Raw genomic sequence first — 14,247 nt, 5'->3', positions numbered from 1 at the left:
CCATTTTAACCACTCCCATAAGCTCTCCCAACCCTTTCCCCGCGCTCGGCGGCCTGTACGTCCAGTTTGTCGACCGCTGACTGTCGACGCCTCCACGAGACAGAGTGTCCCACGCATGAACGGCGTCGACTGATAGCCAAACGGCTAACCTTCGCCCCCCGATTTCCCCCGATCCCCGCTTCGCGCCAGATTCGTTAAACTGCGCGCTCCCGGCACCGGCCGGCAAGCTTTAAGCGTTCCTCAATGAATTCACTCCGGCCCAGCGTGCCCTCGCCGCGCCCGCCGCGTTGGCCCGCGCGCATCGCCGCGCGCCTTCCTAGCGCGTCGCAAACGGCGAAAGCGCTCGCATTCGTCGCCCTCGTCGCCGCCGGGGCGTGGACCGCTTATCGCTATGCCGAACGCGCCGAAACGAGCGCGATCATCGAGCGCGCCGCGCATCGGCTCGACGTCGACGAGAGCACGCTCAAGGGCGAACTCACACGTTACGACTACCTGCCGGCCCTGCTGAGCCTGAACCCCGACATCGCCGAACTGCTGCGGCATCCCACTGATCCGGCTCTGATCTCGCGCGTCAATCGCTATCTCGCCGACGTCACGACCGATTCGCAGGCAGCGGCCATCTACGTTCTCGACTTGAGCGGCACGACGCTCGCGGCCAGCAATTGGAACCAGAGCGTCAGCTTCGTCGGCCAGAATTTTTCGTACCGCCCATATTTCATCGACGCGCTGCACAGCGGTACCGGGCGCTTTTACGGCCTGGGATCGACCAGCCGCCTGCCCGGCTACTTCTACGCCGCGCGCATCGGTGAAGGCGGACGCGTACTCGGTGTCGTCGCCACCAAAATCAGCCTGGATCCCATCGAAGCGCTATGGAAACGCGGCGATGAAACAGTGCTCGTCGCCGACGCAAACGGCGTGGTGTTCCTCACCTCGTTCCCCGGCTGGAAATACCGCACGCTGCACCCGCTGTCCGCCGCCGCCCGTGCGCGCATCGACACGAAGCGCCAGTACCAGGGGCCCGGCGCGCTCGAAGCGATCGGCCTCGTCCGAAGGCGCTTGCTCGCGCCGAACGCCGAGATCGATGCGGTATCGGCGCCCAATCCCCTTGCCGCGAGCCCGGGCCGCAACGGGATCGAGCGCCGAACCGATTTCGTCGTCGTCAGCCGCCGGGTATCGGGCACCGATTGGCGGATCATGTCGATGACCGAGATCGCCCCCGCGCGCAAGAGCGCGCGCTACGCGGCGCTCGTCGCGGCATTGGCCCTCTCGCTTGCGACGATCGGCACGCTCTATCTCGTTCAGCGCCGTAAGGTCATCGCGCAGCGTTTAGCCATGCGCGAAACGCTCGAGCGCATGAACGACGAACTCGAACGCAAGGTCACGCGGCGCACCGGCGCGCTCGCCCGCGCCAACAACAGCTTGCGCAGCGAGATCGCCGAGCACAAACGCACCGAAGCGACGCTCAAGTCGACGCTCGAAGAACTCGTGCAAGCGGGCAAAATGGCGCTCATCGGCCAGATGTCGGCCGGCATCACGCACGAACTCAATCAACCGCTCGCGGCGCTGCGCACGCTGTCCGACAACGCCTTGCTGTTCCTCCAACGCGGGCGTCCCGAAGAGGCCGAGAACAATCTGCGCGTCATCGGCGGGCTCATCGAGCGGATGGGCAAGATCACGGCCCAGTTGCGCCGCTTCTCGCGCAAGGCACCGGCCGAGCTGGCGCCCGTCGCGGTCGAGCGCGCGCTGGCCAACGCGCTCTTTCTCGTCGAATTGCGGTTACGCAAGGAAAACGTCGAAGTCGTTCGACACGCGCCCGAGCCGCCTTCCGCGTATTCCGAATGGTTCGTGCTGGCCGATGCTAACCGGCTCGAACAAGTGCTCGTCAACCTCTTCGCGAACGCACTCGATGCGATGCTCGAGAGCCCGGTCCGACAGCTCTCGATTACGATGCGTACCGACGACGCGGACGACGCATTCGTCGACATCGTCGTTGCCGATACGGGGCCGGGCATTTCCGATGCGGTACGTGCTCGGCTGTTCGAACCGTTTTTTACGACGAAACCGCCGGGCGCCGGGCTCGGGCTCGGCCTCGCGATTTCGGCGGGCATCGTGCGCGAACTCGGCGGAACGTTAAAGGCCGATGCGCCTTCCCCGGCAGGCGGCGCTTCGTTCACGCTGCGCTTGCGCCGTGCGACCGAACCCGGCCGAACCGACGAAACGACAGGCCCCAGGCCGACCGATACGAACCGCACCGGCACGGACGATGCGGACAAGGAACCACGATGACGGAAGCGCGCAGCGAACACGAAGGGCTCAAAGTATTGTTCGTCGAAGACGAGCCGGCCGTCAGGCTGGGCGGCGTTCAAGCTTTGCAATTGCGCGGCATCGAGGTGCAAGCGTTCGAGCGGGCCGAACAAGCGCTGCGGCACATTCGGCTCGGGTTCGCCGGGATCGTCGTGACCGACGTGCGGTTGCCCGGCATCGACGGGTTTGCCTTGCTCGAGCAGGTGCGCGCGATCGATGCGGATTTGCCCGTCATCCTCGTCACCGGACACGGCGACATCGCAATGGCCGTCGAGGCCATGAAGCGCGGTGCCTACGATTTCATCGAAAAGCCGTTTTCTTCCGAACATCTCGCCGATGTCGCGCAACGCGCGCTCGACAAGCGTCATCTGACGCTCGAACTCGACACGCTGCGCCGGCAAGTGAGCGGCCGCGACCGCATCGAAGCGAAGATTCTGGGGCAATCGCCCGCGATCGAGCGGCTGCGCCGCGTCGTGCTAGACCTCGCGAATACGGACACGAACGTGCTCGTGCTGGGCGAAACCGGCGCCGGCAAGGAAGTCGTCGCCCGCGCGTTGCACGAGGCGGGCGTGCGCCGCAACGCCAACTTCGCCGCAATCAACTGCGCCGGCATTCCCGAAATGCTGTTCGAGAGCGAAGTGTTCGGGCACGAGGCGGGATCGTTCACGGGCGCCATGAAACGTCGTATCGGCAAGGTCGAATACGCCGACGGCGGCACGCTCTTTCTCGACGAAATCGAGACGATGCAGATGTCGTTGCAGGCGAAGTTTCTGCGCGTGCTGCAAGAGCGTGCGTTCGAGCGCGTGGGTTCGAACGAGCTGCAGCCGATGAACTGCCGAATCGTAGCGGGCACGAAAGCCGACTTGCTGGCGCTGGCGCGCGAGCAGCGCTTTCGCGACGATCTCTACTACCGCCTGGGTGTGGTCGTGCTCGAAGTGCCGCCGCTTCGCGAGCGGCGCGAGGATATCCCGCTGCTGTTCGAACACTTCGTGTTGCAAGCGTCCGCGCGCTACGGCCGCCCCGTGCCCGAGGCGCCGAGCGCCGAGCAGATGCAGGCACTGATGTCGCGCAGTTGGCCGGGCAACGTGCGCGAACTGCGCAACGTCGCCGAGCGCTTCACCCTGGGGCTGCTGGCCGACGTGACCGATACGGACGACTCGATCGGCGCTAGCGCGCCGCGCACGCTCGAAGAGCAGGTGAATCGATTCGAGCGGCATTTGATCGAAGAAGCGCTGCGCGCTTGCCAAGGACGCGCGTCGCTCGCCTGCGAACGCTTAGGACTGCCGAAGAAGACGCTGTACGACAAGATGCGCCGCCTCGGGATCGCTTCCGACGATTTTCGGTAAACGATAGGGCGGCGTCTCCCTTCACCCTTGTTGTTCAGGGTTTACGCGCACGCCATTCGTCACGATTTCCGCACGGCAATCGGCCCTCGCCGGGCGGATTTCCGCGCGCCCTTTCTTCCTGCCTCGCCAATAGCCCTATCCAATCAATGCGTTAGCTGAGCCAAGCCGTTGGCACACCTCCTGCGTATATCAGCGCCACGGCGAGTGCGCCATGCCTCGCCATCATCGGTCGCTACGAACAAACCACAGGAGACAGATTCATGGCTTGGACCAAGCAGCAGCGCAGCGTCGCCCTCGCCAGCTATTTAGGCTGGACACTCGACGCATTCGACTTCTTTTTGATGGTGTTCGTCCTCAAGGACATCGCCAAAGCCTTCGGTGCCGAAATCACGAGCGTGACCATTGCGATTACGCTGACGCTCGCGTTGCGCCCGCTCGGTGCGTTGATTTTCGGCCGGCTGGCCGACCGGTTCGGGCGCCGTCCCGTCCTCATGCTCAACATCGTCCTCTTTTCGCTGCTCGATTTGGCCTCGGGCTTCGCGACGAGTCTGACGATGTTGCTCGTCCTGCGCAGCCTATTCGGCGTGGCGATGGGCGGCGAATGGGGTGTCGGCTCCGCGCTGACGATGGAGTCGATTCCGCCGAAATCGCGCGGCGTCATGTCGGGCATTCTGCAAGCCGGCTATCCGTCGGGCTATTTGCTGGCCTCGGTCGTGTTCGGCCTGTTGCACGATTCGATCGGCTGGCGCGGTATGTTCATGATCGGCATACTGCCCGCGCTGCTCGTGCTGTTCATCCGCCGCAACGTGCCCGAATCGCCTAGCTGGGAACGCGGCCAACGCGCCGGCGTGCGTCCGAGCATCCTCGCGGTGCTCGCACGCGAATGGAAGCTCGCCCTCTACATGATCGTGTTGATGACGGCCTTCAACTTCTTCAGCCACGGCACGCAGGACATGTATCCGACGTTCCTGCTGGTGCAGCATAAGTTCACCACGCATACGGTGAGCGCGATCGCGATCACGTACAACATCGGCGCCATCATCGGCGGGATCTTCTTCGGATCGCTTTCGGAAAAAATCGGACGCCGCAAAGCGATTGCGATCGCGGCCCTGCTCGCGCTGCCCGTGTTGCCGCTGTGGGCGTTCGCCAGCGGCAGCATTGCGCTCGCGATCGGTGCGTTCCTCATGCAAATTTCGGTGCAAGGCGCTTGGGGTGTGATTCCGGCTCACCTGAACGAAATGTCGCCGCCCGAAGTGCGGGCGACGTTCCCGGGGCTTGTGTATCAGCTCGGCAACCTGCTGGCTTCGGCCAATGCGACGATTCAGGCCACCATCGCGCACCGCCATGGCGACAACTACGGCATGGCGATGGCAATCGTGGCCGGGATCGTGGCCGTGGTGATCTCCGTGCTGATCGGCCTAGGCGGCGAGCATCGCGGCGTTCAGATGGATGCGGGCGACGGCAGCGCATCGGATGCGGGGCTCGGCGACGCGAAGTTCGCGGGGGCGGCTCGGTAACGCCACGTCGACTAGGGCTTCGCGTTGCGAAGCGGTAAAGGCTCATTGGAAATGCGCCGTGCGGGCGGAATCTCTCGACGTCTATGAGGATTCCGCCTACTGCAGCGCTTCATGGCCCAAGTAGGTCCGGCGTGCTGTCGATTTCATCTATGTCGTGCCAGTCGATGGACGCGAGCGTCTATGCGATTAAAAAAATATCTATTTTTGGCATTAGACCGCACAAAACGTCTACTTTCAAGCCGCGAGCATCAACCCCAAGTTCTGCACCGCCGCGCCCGACGCACCTTTACCCAGGTTGTCGAAGACAGCCGACAACAGCACCTGGCCGCGTTCGGCGTTGGCGAACACCGCGAGACGCAAATCGTTCGTGCCGTTCAGCGCCTGGGGGTCCAAATGCGCAGTCTCCCGTGCATCGGCGAGCGGCATCACTTCGACATAGCGCGCCCCCGCGTAGTGACGATCCAGGCACGCATGCAGCCGTTCGCCGCTCACGCCCGGGGCCAGCAGGCGCAGCTCGAGCGGCACCGTCAGCACGATGCCTTGCCGATATGCCCCGTACGCCGGGACGAAAAACGGGCGATGCGCTAAACCCGAATGCAGTTGGATCTCGGGCGTGTGCTTGTGCTCCAAGGCCAGCCCATAGACCTTGAACGGCGCCGCGCACGCTCCGTCGGGCGATTCGTATTCGTCGACCGCCGCGCGCCCGCCGCCCGAATACCCCGATACCGCATGGATCGCCGCCGGGAAGTCGTGCGGAATGAGACCCGCTTCGATGAGCGGCCGCAGCAAAGCAATCGCGCCCGTCGGGTAGCAACCCGGGTTCGTGACACGGCGGGCACGCGCGATCCGCTGCGCCTGCCCCTCGCCCATCTCGGGAAAACCATAGACCCATTCCGGCTGCGTACGATGCGCCGAACTCGCATCGATCACGCGGACATCGGGATTGCGGATGAAACCGACCGCCTCGCGCGCGGCCGCATCCGGCAAACACAGTATCGCGATATCGCACTCGTTGATGGCCTGCGCTCGCCGCCGCGGGTCCTTGCGCTCGGACGCCGCCAGCGTCACGCGTTCGAAATCGGTCCTGCCGCGCAAACGCTCGTGAATCTGCAGGCCCGTCGTGCCTTGGTCGCCGTCGATAAATACTGTCGGCATGCGCATCGCCATCGTCCTTCTCCCATTCGATCGCTCAATGTGAAGGCCCTATCGTGCGCCCACGCCGTAGAATAGGAAAAGTTGAATTTCATGATGGATCAATTCATTTTTCCTGAATCGGAGTGCGGCGATGCGAGAAATTAGCCTGGACCGTTTGCGCACGCTCGTGGCGATCGCCGATTGCGGGTCCTTCGCGGCCGCGGCGCAGTCGCTCCATCTCGCGCCGCCCACCGTCAGCCTTCATATCGCCGAACTCGAGAGCCGGATCGGCGCGCCGTTGCTCTCGCGCACGCGCGGCAACGTGCGGCCGTCGCCGATCGGAGAAGCCTTGATCGCCCGCGCGCGGCGCCTACTGGCGGAAGTGGAGTCGACGCTGGAAGACGTCAGCCGGCAAGTGCAAGGATTGACCGGGCGCGTTCGGCTGGGCGCATCCACCGGTGCGATCGCCCATTTGCTGCCGCAAGCCATTGCGCAACTGCGCGATCTTCACCCCGATATCGACGTGCAGATCGCCGTGCTCACGTCGCAGGACACGCTTTCACGGCTCGCGCAAGGCACGCTGGATGTGGGGCTCGTGGCGCTGCCTCAAGCGCCGGCAACAGGCCTCGAGATCCGGCCGTGGCGTCGGGATCCGGTTGTTGCCTTCCTGCCCGCCGATTGGCAAGCGCCGGCACGCGTCACGCCGGCCTGGCTCGCCGCGCAACCGTTGATTCTGAACGATGCCAATACGCGCCTATCGCGGCTCACGTCGGAATGGTTCGCGCTCGGCGGTCACCGTCCGACGGCAAGGATCGAGCTGAACTTCAACGACGCCATCAAGAGCCTCGTCGCCGCGGGCTATGGCGCGACGCTGCTGCCGCACGAGGCGGGCGCCCCGCACGCGGACGAGCGCGTCGCCATGCGTCCGCTGCGTCCGGCGCTCTGGCGCGAACTCGGGATTGCCCACCGAGCGGGGCAAGTCGAACGCGCGACCCAGCACGTGCTCGACGCGTTATGGAGACTGAAGGCGCGGTAGCGGTCGTGCTATCGATAGCGAGATCGCCCTCGACGAAGCGGCGCCGAACACCGCCTATGGCTCAAGCAAAACTAACGTGATAGATCGGCGGAAGATGCGCCGAGAGTTCGCGCCAGCTTTCGCCGCCGTCGTTCGACGTCCAAAGCCCGCCCGTCGTCGACCCCATCGCGAGCCGGTTGCCGGTGGCATCGATGGCCAGCCCATGTCGATACACCAGATCGTAAGCAGGGGCAGATGGCAGACCTTCGGAGAAGCGTTCGAACGTTCGTCCGCCGTCGCGCGTGCGCGTCACGACAAATTGGCCATCCACAGGAATCCGGCATGCGTCCTTGACGGCGGGCACGAACCACGCCGTATCGGGGTCGTTCGGATGAACGGCCACAGCGAAACCGAAATTCGACGGTTGGGCCTCGATGCGCGTCCAATGCAAGCCGCCGTCGACAGAACGGAAGATCGCGCAATGATGCTGCGTCCAAAGCTGGTCCGGCGCGGCAATGCATTGAACGACGCGGTGCGGATCCTGCGCGTTTTCCTCCTCGCGCCGCTCGGGCGGCATGTAATCGGCTTGCATGCCCCGCGACGTCGGGCGCCAGCTCGCCCCTGCGTCGAAGGTTTGCCACACACCGCCCGACGAAACGGCGATCGTCACGTGGCGGCTGTCGCGCGGATCGACGAGCACCGAGTGAATGCCCGCATGGTCGTAGCCCCCGCCGCCCCATTCGCGGCGCTCGGGGCGGTCCCATAGCGAGCGATTCAATGTCCAGGTGTCGCCGCGGTCGTCAGAGCGGAACAGGCCGCCCGGAATCGTGCCGGCCCATAGCGTGCCGGGTTCGTCCGCCCCACCGGGCTCGAGCGTCCAGATCTGCTCGAGCGACCACAGAGGCTCGGGTGCCGGCTCGGCGACGGCCGGATCGGGGGTAGCGGCGGTACCGGGGATAGCGGCCGCCGCTTCGGCCTCGGGCTGGGGCGGGTACACCGGCGCGGCGCAAGGCTCCCATTCGCTCGCGCCGGCGCGCATGCGATGCAGCTTTACACCGAAGTGGCCGAGATTGAGCGCGGCGTAGAGCGTGCCGTCGCGCGGATCGGCGAGCGCCGACGTAACAGGTTCGCCGATGAAATGGAGCGCCGTCTGCCTCCAGCGACGCGGATCCGCATCGTCCGCTTCGAAAACGAACAGCCCCTTACGGGTGCCCACGATCAAACGGTCGTCGTTCACGGTATGTCTCCATCGTTATCGGTGCGATGCTGCGTGCGCGGCGTCAGCCGCCCGAGAGTGCCTGCACGACGTAAATGCGACTGTCCGTATCGACCGGGTCCGAAAGACGGCGGCGATCGCGCAGCGGCCTGCCGTCGACAAAAACGGAAAGATGCCGGCGCAGGCCGCCTTGGTCGTCGAGGATATAGCCGCGTAGCCGCGGCTCTTCGGCGAATACAACGGAGAGCGCCTCGTCCACCGAATGGGCGCAGACATCGCGTTCGGGCATCGCGATGTGTCGTTGGATCGAAGCGGCGAAAAATAAGTGCGCCATGTGAGGTCGCGCGTTTCGGCTGAAGGTCTTAAGTGTAGTCGAAGGCGACAAGGTGGATTTTGCTGGAGTAGGGTTTCCCGCGAAACATATTCGCCGTTTTGCGCGAAACGATGCAATTTATTCCGTGCAGGCGAACAGTCGATGCCTTGACCCTCGCCGATTCGGTTGCAGCGCGGCCGCGGTGCTCCGCAGAAAGCGCATTGCGCCGCGTCTTCCGATTTTCATTTAACGCCAATGGGTTTCACACGATAATGTCGCCGGGATCGAGGCGACTGGCCGCGCTTCGGCCCGCACTATTCGGTTGCCGGGAGCGCGCCCCGATGCATCGCGCGCGTTGCACCGTGCGTTTGCGCGCGTGACCGGCAACTCGAGACCGGATGGCCGTTTAATCGAATAAGGAAAACAAAATGAACTTTGCGTTCATCTCCGACCACCTGAGCGCACTCGCCTATCTCCTTGCGGTCGTGCTCGTCATATGGCTGATCAAAGCGTCGCGCATGATCACCTACGTCCGCAACGATCAGATCGCCATTGTCGAGCGCCTATGGAGCCCCGCCGGCTCGCTCAAAAGCGGCGTCATTGCGCTAAACGGCGAAGCGGGCTATCTGCCCCAGGTGCTGCGCGGCGGCTATCACTTCTTCAAGCCGTTCGCCTATCGACTCTGGCGCACGCCGATTCCCTCCATCGCCAATAACGAAATCGGCTATGTCTATGCGCGCAGCGGCGAAACGCTGTTGCCGTCGCAGACGCTCGGCGCGAACGACGTCGCGAACAACTTCGAAGACGCGGCGCACTTCCTCGCCAACGGCGGACAAAAAGGACCGCAGCGCAAAATCCTGCGCGGTGGCGTGCATCCGATCAACCTTGCGCAATTCATTATTCTGACCAAGGAACGCATTTATGCGCACGGCCTCGACGCCAAGGAAGCGGCCGAAGCCGAGAAGCAGCGGGAAGCGCTACTGGAAATCAATGGGTTCGAACCGGTCGTTATCAAAGGCGACACCGACGTGATCGGTGTGGTGGTGATCAACGACGGGCCGATTCCGCCAAAGGATCAATTCGTCCAACCGATCGTCGGCACGGATCCGGCCGATACGTCGCGGTACCACCATGCGTTTCAGGACCCGGAGGCATTTCTGCGCGCGGGTGGCCAGCGTGGCCGCCAACTGCAAGTGCTGACCGAAGGCTCGTTCTATATCAACCGATTGTTCGCCGCGGTCGAGATCCATCCGAAAGAAGTGATTCCTGTCGGCTCGGTGGGCGTGGTGATTTCCTTCGTCGGGAAAGACGTGACGGAAGACGGCATCGACGGCAATGCGGAGTCCAGCGGGTTTTCGCGGACGAAGCACGGCGCGCTGGTTGGCGAAGGCTATAAGGGCGTACGCGACAAGGCGCTCTCGCCGGGTAAGTACGCGTGGAACCCGTATGCCGGCCGCATCGTGCAAATTCAAACGACTAACTTCGTGCTGGTATGGCGGGAAGGAACGACCTCTGCCCACCAACTCGATGCGAACCTGAAGGAAGTGTCGCTCATTACCAAGGATGCGTTCGAGCCGACACTGCCCGTCAGTTGTGTGCTGCACATTGATCCTACGAAGGCCCCGCGTGTCGTGCAGCGCTTTGGCGATCTCGGGCACTTAGTGAACGAAACGATCGATCCGTTCGTTTCGAGCTGGTTCAAGGACGTCGCGCAAACGAAGACCGTCATCGAACTCATTCAGGAACGCAAGGCCGTTCAGGATCAAGCGAAGACTGTGATGGCCGAGCGCTTCGCCAACTACGATCTCGAGCTGGTGGACGTGATGATGTATACGCCGACGGGGCAAAGCATCGAGCCGATTCTCGATCAGTTGCGCGAACGGCAGATCGCGACCGAGCAGTTGGCGACGTTCGAGGCGCAGAAATCGGCGGCCGAGAAACAACGCGAACTGAACGACGCGCAGGCCGCGGCCGAGGCGCAGGCGGCGTTGACGCAATCGCGGATCAGCATTCAAGTGGCCGAGAACGAAGGGGCCGCTTCCGTGAGCACCGCACAGAAGGAGGCCGCTAAGATCAAGCTGCTGGCTGCGGCGAAATCCGAAGCAGCGAGTATCGAGGGCGCGGGCGAAGGCGATCGGCTCGCGTCGATCGGGCGCGGCGAAGCGGCAGCGACGGCGGCTAAGATGAAAGCCGCCGGGGGTGTCGAGTATGGCTTGATATCGACGGTCGCTTCGCAGTTTGCTCACGCGGTCGAGAAAGGCCGGTTGCCGATCGTGCCGCAAACGCTGATCGCCGGCGGGGATGGGGCCGATGGATTCAATGGCCTCCTGCAGACGATCAACGCGGTGCTCGCGATGAAGCTGCCGAATTTGTCGGAGACGGACCGCGCCAAGGCGACGCTGGCGCTGGATGAGGCCATTGCCGATCACGCGCGGGTGGGGGCCGCCGTGCGGCTGCCCGACGACGCGCCGATTCAAGCGGCACCAGGCGGGCAGGCTGCCGAGGAAGACAGCGCGCCCGTCGCGGCTTAACGCCCTGTCGCGTCCTTAGCGACGGCACGCCGTATCGAGCGACGGACCTCACTCACGGTCCATGTCGATATCGGCGTGCGTCGAGCGAGCGGCCTGCAAGCGCCGGCTCGCTCCGGCCCCGCTCCTGCGCTACGAATAGTGCTTCATGATCAAAATCACAAAGACGAGCGCGATCGGCGCGATGGCGATCACACCCGCCGCCGCGACCAAATAGAGGCCGCCATCCGCCGCGACGGTGATCGGAGACAGCGCCAGCTTCACGGCTTTGCCGGCCGGCGTCGGTTTTTCCGTCACGTGCACCTCGTATGCCGCATTGAACGCCTGAGGGATTGTCGCGCCGTCGAGCGGTCTCGGCATGTAGCGTGTCCCGCTGATCGTCCCGGATTCCGTGAAGTCCTCGTCGTCCTTGAAGCCGTCGGCCAATGCTTGGGTGCGGACATCGCTGTTGGGCGGTGCGTCTTTGTGCTCGAGTTCCAACTTATAGCGGCCCGAGATCTTGTCGCCCTGCGCGACGAAATCGATGAACTCCGTGTGCAGCTTCGGGCGATACGACGAGGTCATGACCTTGTACAGCGCGGGCGGCAGATCGAAGATGTAGTGATAGCGCTGGCCGAGGACGACCAGTTTCTTGCCGTCTTGCGTAATCAGAAACGCCTTTAGCGTTTCTTCGTATTGCCCATCCGCGAGCCATTTGTCGGTAATGGGACCGACGCCGCCGTTGCACCCGGCTACGAGGCCGGAGGCGGACACGATCGAAAGGGCGAGAAATTGTCTTCTTTTCATAGATGCTGCTGGCAATGTCGTTATCGGAAAACCGCTCGAATGACGGGCGGTTTGCGTGATGCCGCGCGTCGTCCGAACGGCCTGTCGGACAATTGACGCGGGGGGGTGGATTGTAAAGCCGAATTCGGATTCGTGGGTTGAGGACGCCAAGCCGCATCTGCGCACGTGCACTGAGCACCCGTTCGCCCTTCTTCAACAGGAAACGTTTTCAGTTTGCTTGTTGCGCCACTTTCTCGAGGTTTAGCGCTTCCATGCAATTCATGGCAATGCTAGCAATCGGTAATCGACGCACTTTACGACGATTTTGAACACGTGTAGCCTGCGCAGTCTGATTTGGTCTTACTCCCGGAGAGAGGGGCCACGCGGCCGGAATGGCATAGATGTCGTTTTGATTTTGGAAAAACTAAAAATAGTAACGGCCGGAAGACGGGTGAAAAAACTCATTGAAATAACCGGCACTGCCGGGCGGCGCTGAGCATGGCCGGCCCCTCCTTCATCCAATCCGATCATCCGCCACTCGAAGGCGCGACGTTGCTTTTCGGGACGCTGGCACTGTCGATTGCGGTGTTCATGATCATCCTCGACTCCTCCGTGGCCAACGTGTCCATTCGGACGATCTCCGGCCAACTTGGGGTATCGCCGCAGCAAGGCACCTGGGTCATTACCTCGTTCACGGTCGCCAATGCTATTGCGATCCCTCTGACGGGGTGGCTGACCACGCGCTTCGGTCAAGTCCAATTGTTCGTCGGCTCGACTCTACTGTTCGTGGTGGCCTCTTGGCTGTGCGGCTTAGCGCCGAACCTCGAATTGCTGATCGCGGCCCGCGTGCTGCAAGGCGTGGCGGCGGGACCGATCGTGCCGTTGTCGCAAGCACTGTTACTGCCGAGTTATCCACGCGCGCGCATCGGCATGGCGCTCGCCTTCTGGGGGATGACCACGCTGGTCGCACCGATTACCGGGCCGCTGCTTGGCGGTTGGATATCGGACAACTATAGCTGGCCTTGGATTTTCTACGTCAACATCCCGATTGGAATCGGCTCTGCCTGGGCCACGTGGTGGATTTACCGCCATCGCACGTCGGCCACCCGCAAGTTGCCCATCGACGGTGTCGGCCTCGTGCTGCTTGCGTTGTGGGTAGGCTCGCTGCAGGTGATGCTCGACAAAGGCAAGGAACTCGATTGGTTTAGCTCGCCCGTCATCATCGTGCTAGGACTGGTGGCTCTCGTCAGCTTCGCCTACTTCCTCGTGTGGGAACTGTTCGAAGCGCATCCGGTTGTCGATCTATCCGTGTTTAAAGGACGCAATTTCACGAGCGGCGTAATTGCGCTCTCCATCGGGTTCTCGCTGTTCTTCGCGAACCTAGTGGTGTTTCCATTGTGGTTGCAGATCCAGCTCGGCTACACCGCCACCGAAGCCGGCAGAGTGATGGCGCCGGTGGGCGTGACCGCGGTGGTACTCACGCCTATCGTGGGGCATCTGCTGCCCAAGATTGAAGCGCGCCTTTTCGCGAGTTGCGGGTTGTTGTTGTTCGCGCTCGTGTTTTATCTGCGGGCGGAGTACACAGCCGAAGTCGACACCTTCTCGCTGGCGATCCCGACGCTGATACAGGGGGCCGCGATGGCGATGTTTTTTACCCCGATGAACTCCATCATCCTCTCCGGATTGCGCCCGGAGAAGGTCGCTTCGGCTGCGGGGCTATTCATATTCGTGCGGACGATGTCCAGCGGACTCGCCACTTCCATCGTCTCCACGCTTTGGGACAACCGCACCGTGCTGCATCATGCGCGCCTTGCTGAACATACCGGGCCGTATGTCCCGGCATTCAATCAATTCGACCACCTGCTCACCGGCCAAGGCATGAGCGAAGGCGGCGCGTACGCCATGATCGAGCGCTTGATTACGGTGCAGGCGAGCACGATGGGCGTGACCGATATCTTTTGGATGTCGTCGGTGATGTTCGTTTCGCTCGTCGCGCTCGTGTGGCTGACGAAACCGATGAAGATAGAGGCGCATTTCGTCGGTGAATAGGCGTGCGAGAAAACGATCGAGACGTGCATCGTTTAGGCCGCGGCGCCACTTGGTCGGTAT

10 protein-coding genes are annotated in these 14,247 nt (G+C 63.0%); 6 read left to right on the top strand and 4 right to left on the bottom strand.

The genetic code is table 11. The features are described from left to right. The first annotated feature begins 243 nt into the window (after positions 1-243). From ACTHN9_RS24735 to ACTHN9_RS24725, 3 genes are all read left to right on the top strand, one after another. Positions 244-2,286 carry a sensor histidine kinase gene (locus tag ACTHN9_RS24735; RefSeq protein WP_440539453.1) on the top strand — a complete coding sequence of 681 codons (2,043 nt, stop codon included), beginning with the start codon at positions 244-246 and terminating at the stop codon, positions 2,284-2,286. Next, positions 2,283-3,650, top strand: a complete 1,368-nt coding sequence (locus tag ACTHN9_RS24730) for a sigma-54-dependent transcriptional regulator (protein WP_440539452.1) — start codon at positions 2,283-2,285, stop codon at positions 3,648-3,650. Before ACTHN9_RS24735 ends, ACTHN9_RS24730 begins: the two co-directional genes overlap by 4 nt. 260 nt (positions 3,651-3,910) lie before the next feature. Beyond that, positions 3,911-5,167 (top strand): MFS transporter, encoded by a 1,257-nt coding sequence (locus ACTHN9_RS24725; RefSeq protein WP_440539451.1) that lies wholly within the window; start codon positions 3,911-3,913, stop codon positions 5,165-5,167. A 234-nt stretch (positions 5,168-5,401) separates the two neighbouring features. On the opposite strand, the gene argC is transcribed toward ACTHN9_RS24725, so the two are convergent. Continuing rightward, positions 5,402-6,328, bottom strand: coding sequence for an N-acetyl-gamma-glutamyl-phosphate reductase (gene argC / locus ACTHN9_RS24720; RefSeq protein ID WP_440539450.1), 927 nt, complete (start codon positions 6,326-6,328; stop codon positions 5,402-5,404). Positions 6,329-6,452: 124 nt separating this feature from the next. Between argC and ACTHN9_RS24715 the strand changes: the two genes are divergently transcribed. Further along, positions 6,453-7,337 (top strand): LysR family transcriptional regulator, encoded by an 885-nt coding sequence (locus ACTHN9_RS24715; RefSeq protein WP_440539449.1) that lies wholly within the window; start codon positions 6,453-6,455, stop codon positions 7,335-7,337. A 61-nt stretch (positions 7,338-7,398) separates the two neighbouring features. Here the strand turns inward: ACTHN9_RS24715 and ACTHN9_RS24710 are convergent, their stop codons facing one another. Both ACTHN9_RS24710 and ACTHN9_RS24705 read right to left on the bottom strand, forming a co-directional pair. Further along, entirely contained in the window at positions 7,399-8,553 is a 1,155-nt protein-coding gene (locus ACTHN9_RS24710; RefSeq protein ID WP_440539448.1) for a WD40/YVTN/BNR-like repeat-containing protein, read from the bottom strand. 43 nt (positions 8,554-8,596) lie between these two features. After that, positions 8,597-8,866: a MoaD/ThiS family protein gene (locus ACTHN9_RS24705; protein WP_440539447.1), complete on the bottom strand. Its 270-nt coding sequence runs from the start codon at positions 8,864-8,866 to the stop codon at positions 8,597-8,599. Positions 8,867-9,273: 407 nt separating this feature from the next. Here ACTHN9_RS24705 and ACTHN9_RS24700 point away from each other — a divergent pair, with 407 nt between their 5' ends. Next, positions 9,274-11,376, top strand: coding sequence for an SPFH domain-containing protein (locus ACTHN9_RS24700; RefSeq protein ID WP_440539446.1), 2,103 nt, complete (start codon positions 9,274-9,276; stop codon positions 11,374-11,376). Between the two features lie 129 nt (positions 11,377-11,505). Here ACTHN9_RS24700 and ACTHN9_RS24695 read toward each other — a convergent pair whose 3' ends face one another. Then, the gene (locus ACTHN9_RS24695; protein WP_440539445.1) at positions 11,506-12,159 is read right to left on the bottom strand and encodes a 5-formyltetrahydrofolate cyclo-ligase; all 654 of its coding nucleotides are present in this window, start codon (positions 12,157-12,159) and stop codon (positions 11,506-11,508) included. 477 nt (positions 12,160-12,636) lie between these two features. Between ACTHN9_RS24695 and ACTHN9_RS24690 the strand changes: the two genes are divergently transcribed. Beyond that, complete coding sequence (locus ACTHN9_RS24690) at positions 12,637-14,187, top strand: DHA2 family efflux MFS transporter permease subunit (RefSeq protein ID WP_440539444.1); 1,551 nt, start codon at positions 12,637-12,639, stop codon at positions 14,185-14,187. The last annotated feature ends 60 nt before the right edge of the window (positions 14,188-14,247 follow it).

Source organism: Trinickia sp. (assembly GCF_051953405.1).
Lineage (GTDB): Bacteria > Pseudomonadota > Gammaproteobacteria > Burkholderiales > Burkholderiaceae > Trinickia.
This window is presented reverse-complemented; position numbering and strand designations above follow the sequence as displayed.

Excerpts from the sequence above, each read along its gene's own strand:
- ACTHN9_RS24735 (WP_440539453.1), top strand. The coding sequence starts at position 244 with ATGAATTCACTCCGGCCCAGCGTGCCCTCGCCGCGCCCGCCGCGTTGG.
- ACTHN9_RS24730 (WP_440539452.1), top strand. The coding sequence starts at position 2,283 with ATGACGGAAGCGCGCAGCGAACACGAAGGGCTCAAAGTATTGTTCGTC.
- ACTHN9_RS24725 (WP_440539451.1), top strand. The coding sequence starts at position 3,911 with ATGGCTTGGACCAAGCAGCAGCGCAGCGTCGCCCTCGCCAGCTATTTA.
- argC (WP_440539450.1), bottom strand. The coding sequence starts at position 6,328 with ATGCGCATGCCGACAGTATTTATCGACGGCGACCAAGGCACGACGGGC.
- ACTHN9_RS24715 (WP_440539449.1), top strand. The coding sequence starts at position 6,453 with ATGCGAGAAATTAGCCTGGACCGTTTGCGCACGCTCGTGGCGATCGCC.
- ACTHN9_RS24705 (WP_440539447.1), bottom strand. The coding sequence starts at position 8,866 with ATGGCGCACTTATTTTTCGCCGCTTCGATCCAACGACACATCGCGATG.
- ACTHN9_RS24700 (WP_440539446.1), top strand. The coding sequence starts at position 9,274 with ATGAACTTTGCGTTCATCTCCGACCACCTGAGCGCACTCGCCTATCTC.
- ACTHN9_RS24695 (WP_440539445.1), bottom strand. The coding sequence starts at position 12,159 with ATGAAAAGAAGACAATTTCTCGCCCTTTCGATCGTGTCCGCCTCCGGC.
- ACTHN9_RS24690 (WP_440539444.1), top strand. The coding sequence starts at position 12,637 with ATGGCCGGCCCCTCCTTCATCCAATCCGATCATCCGCCACTCGAAGGC.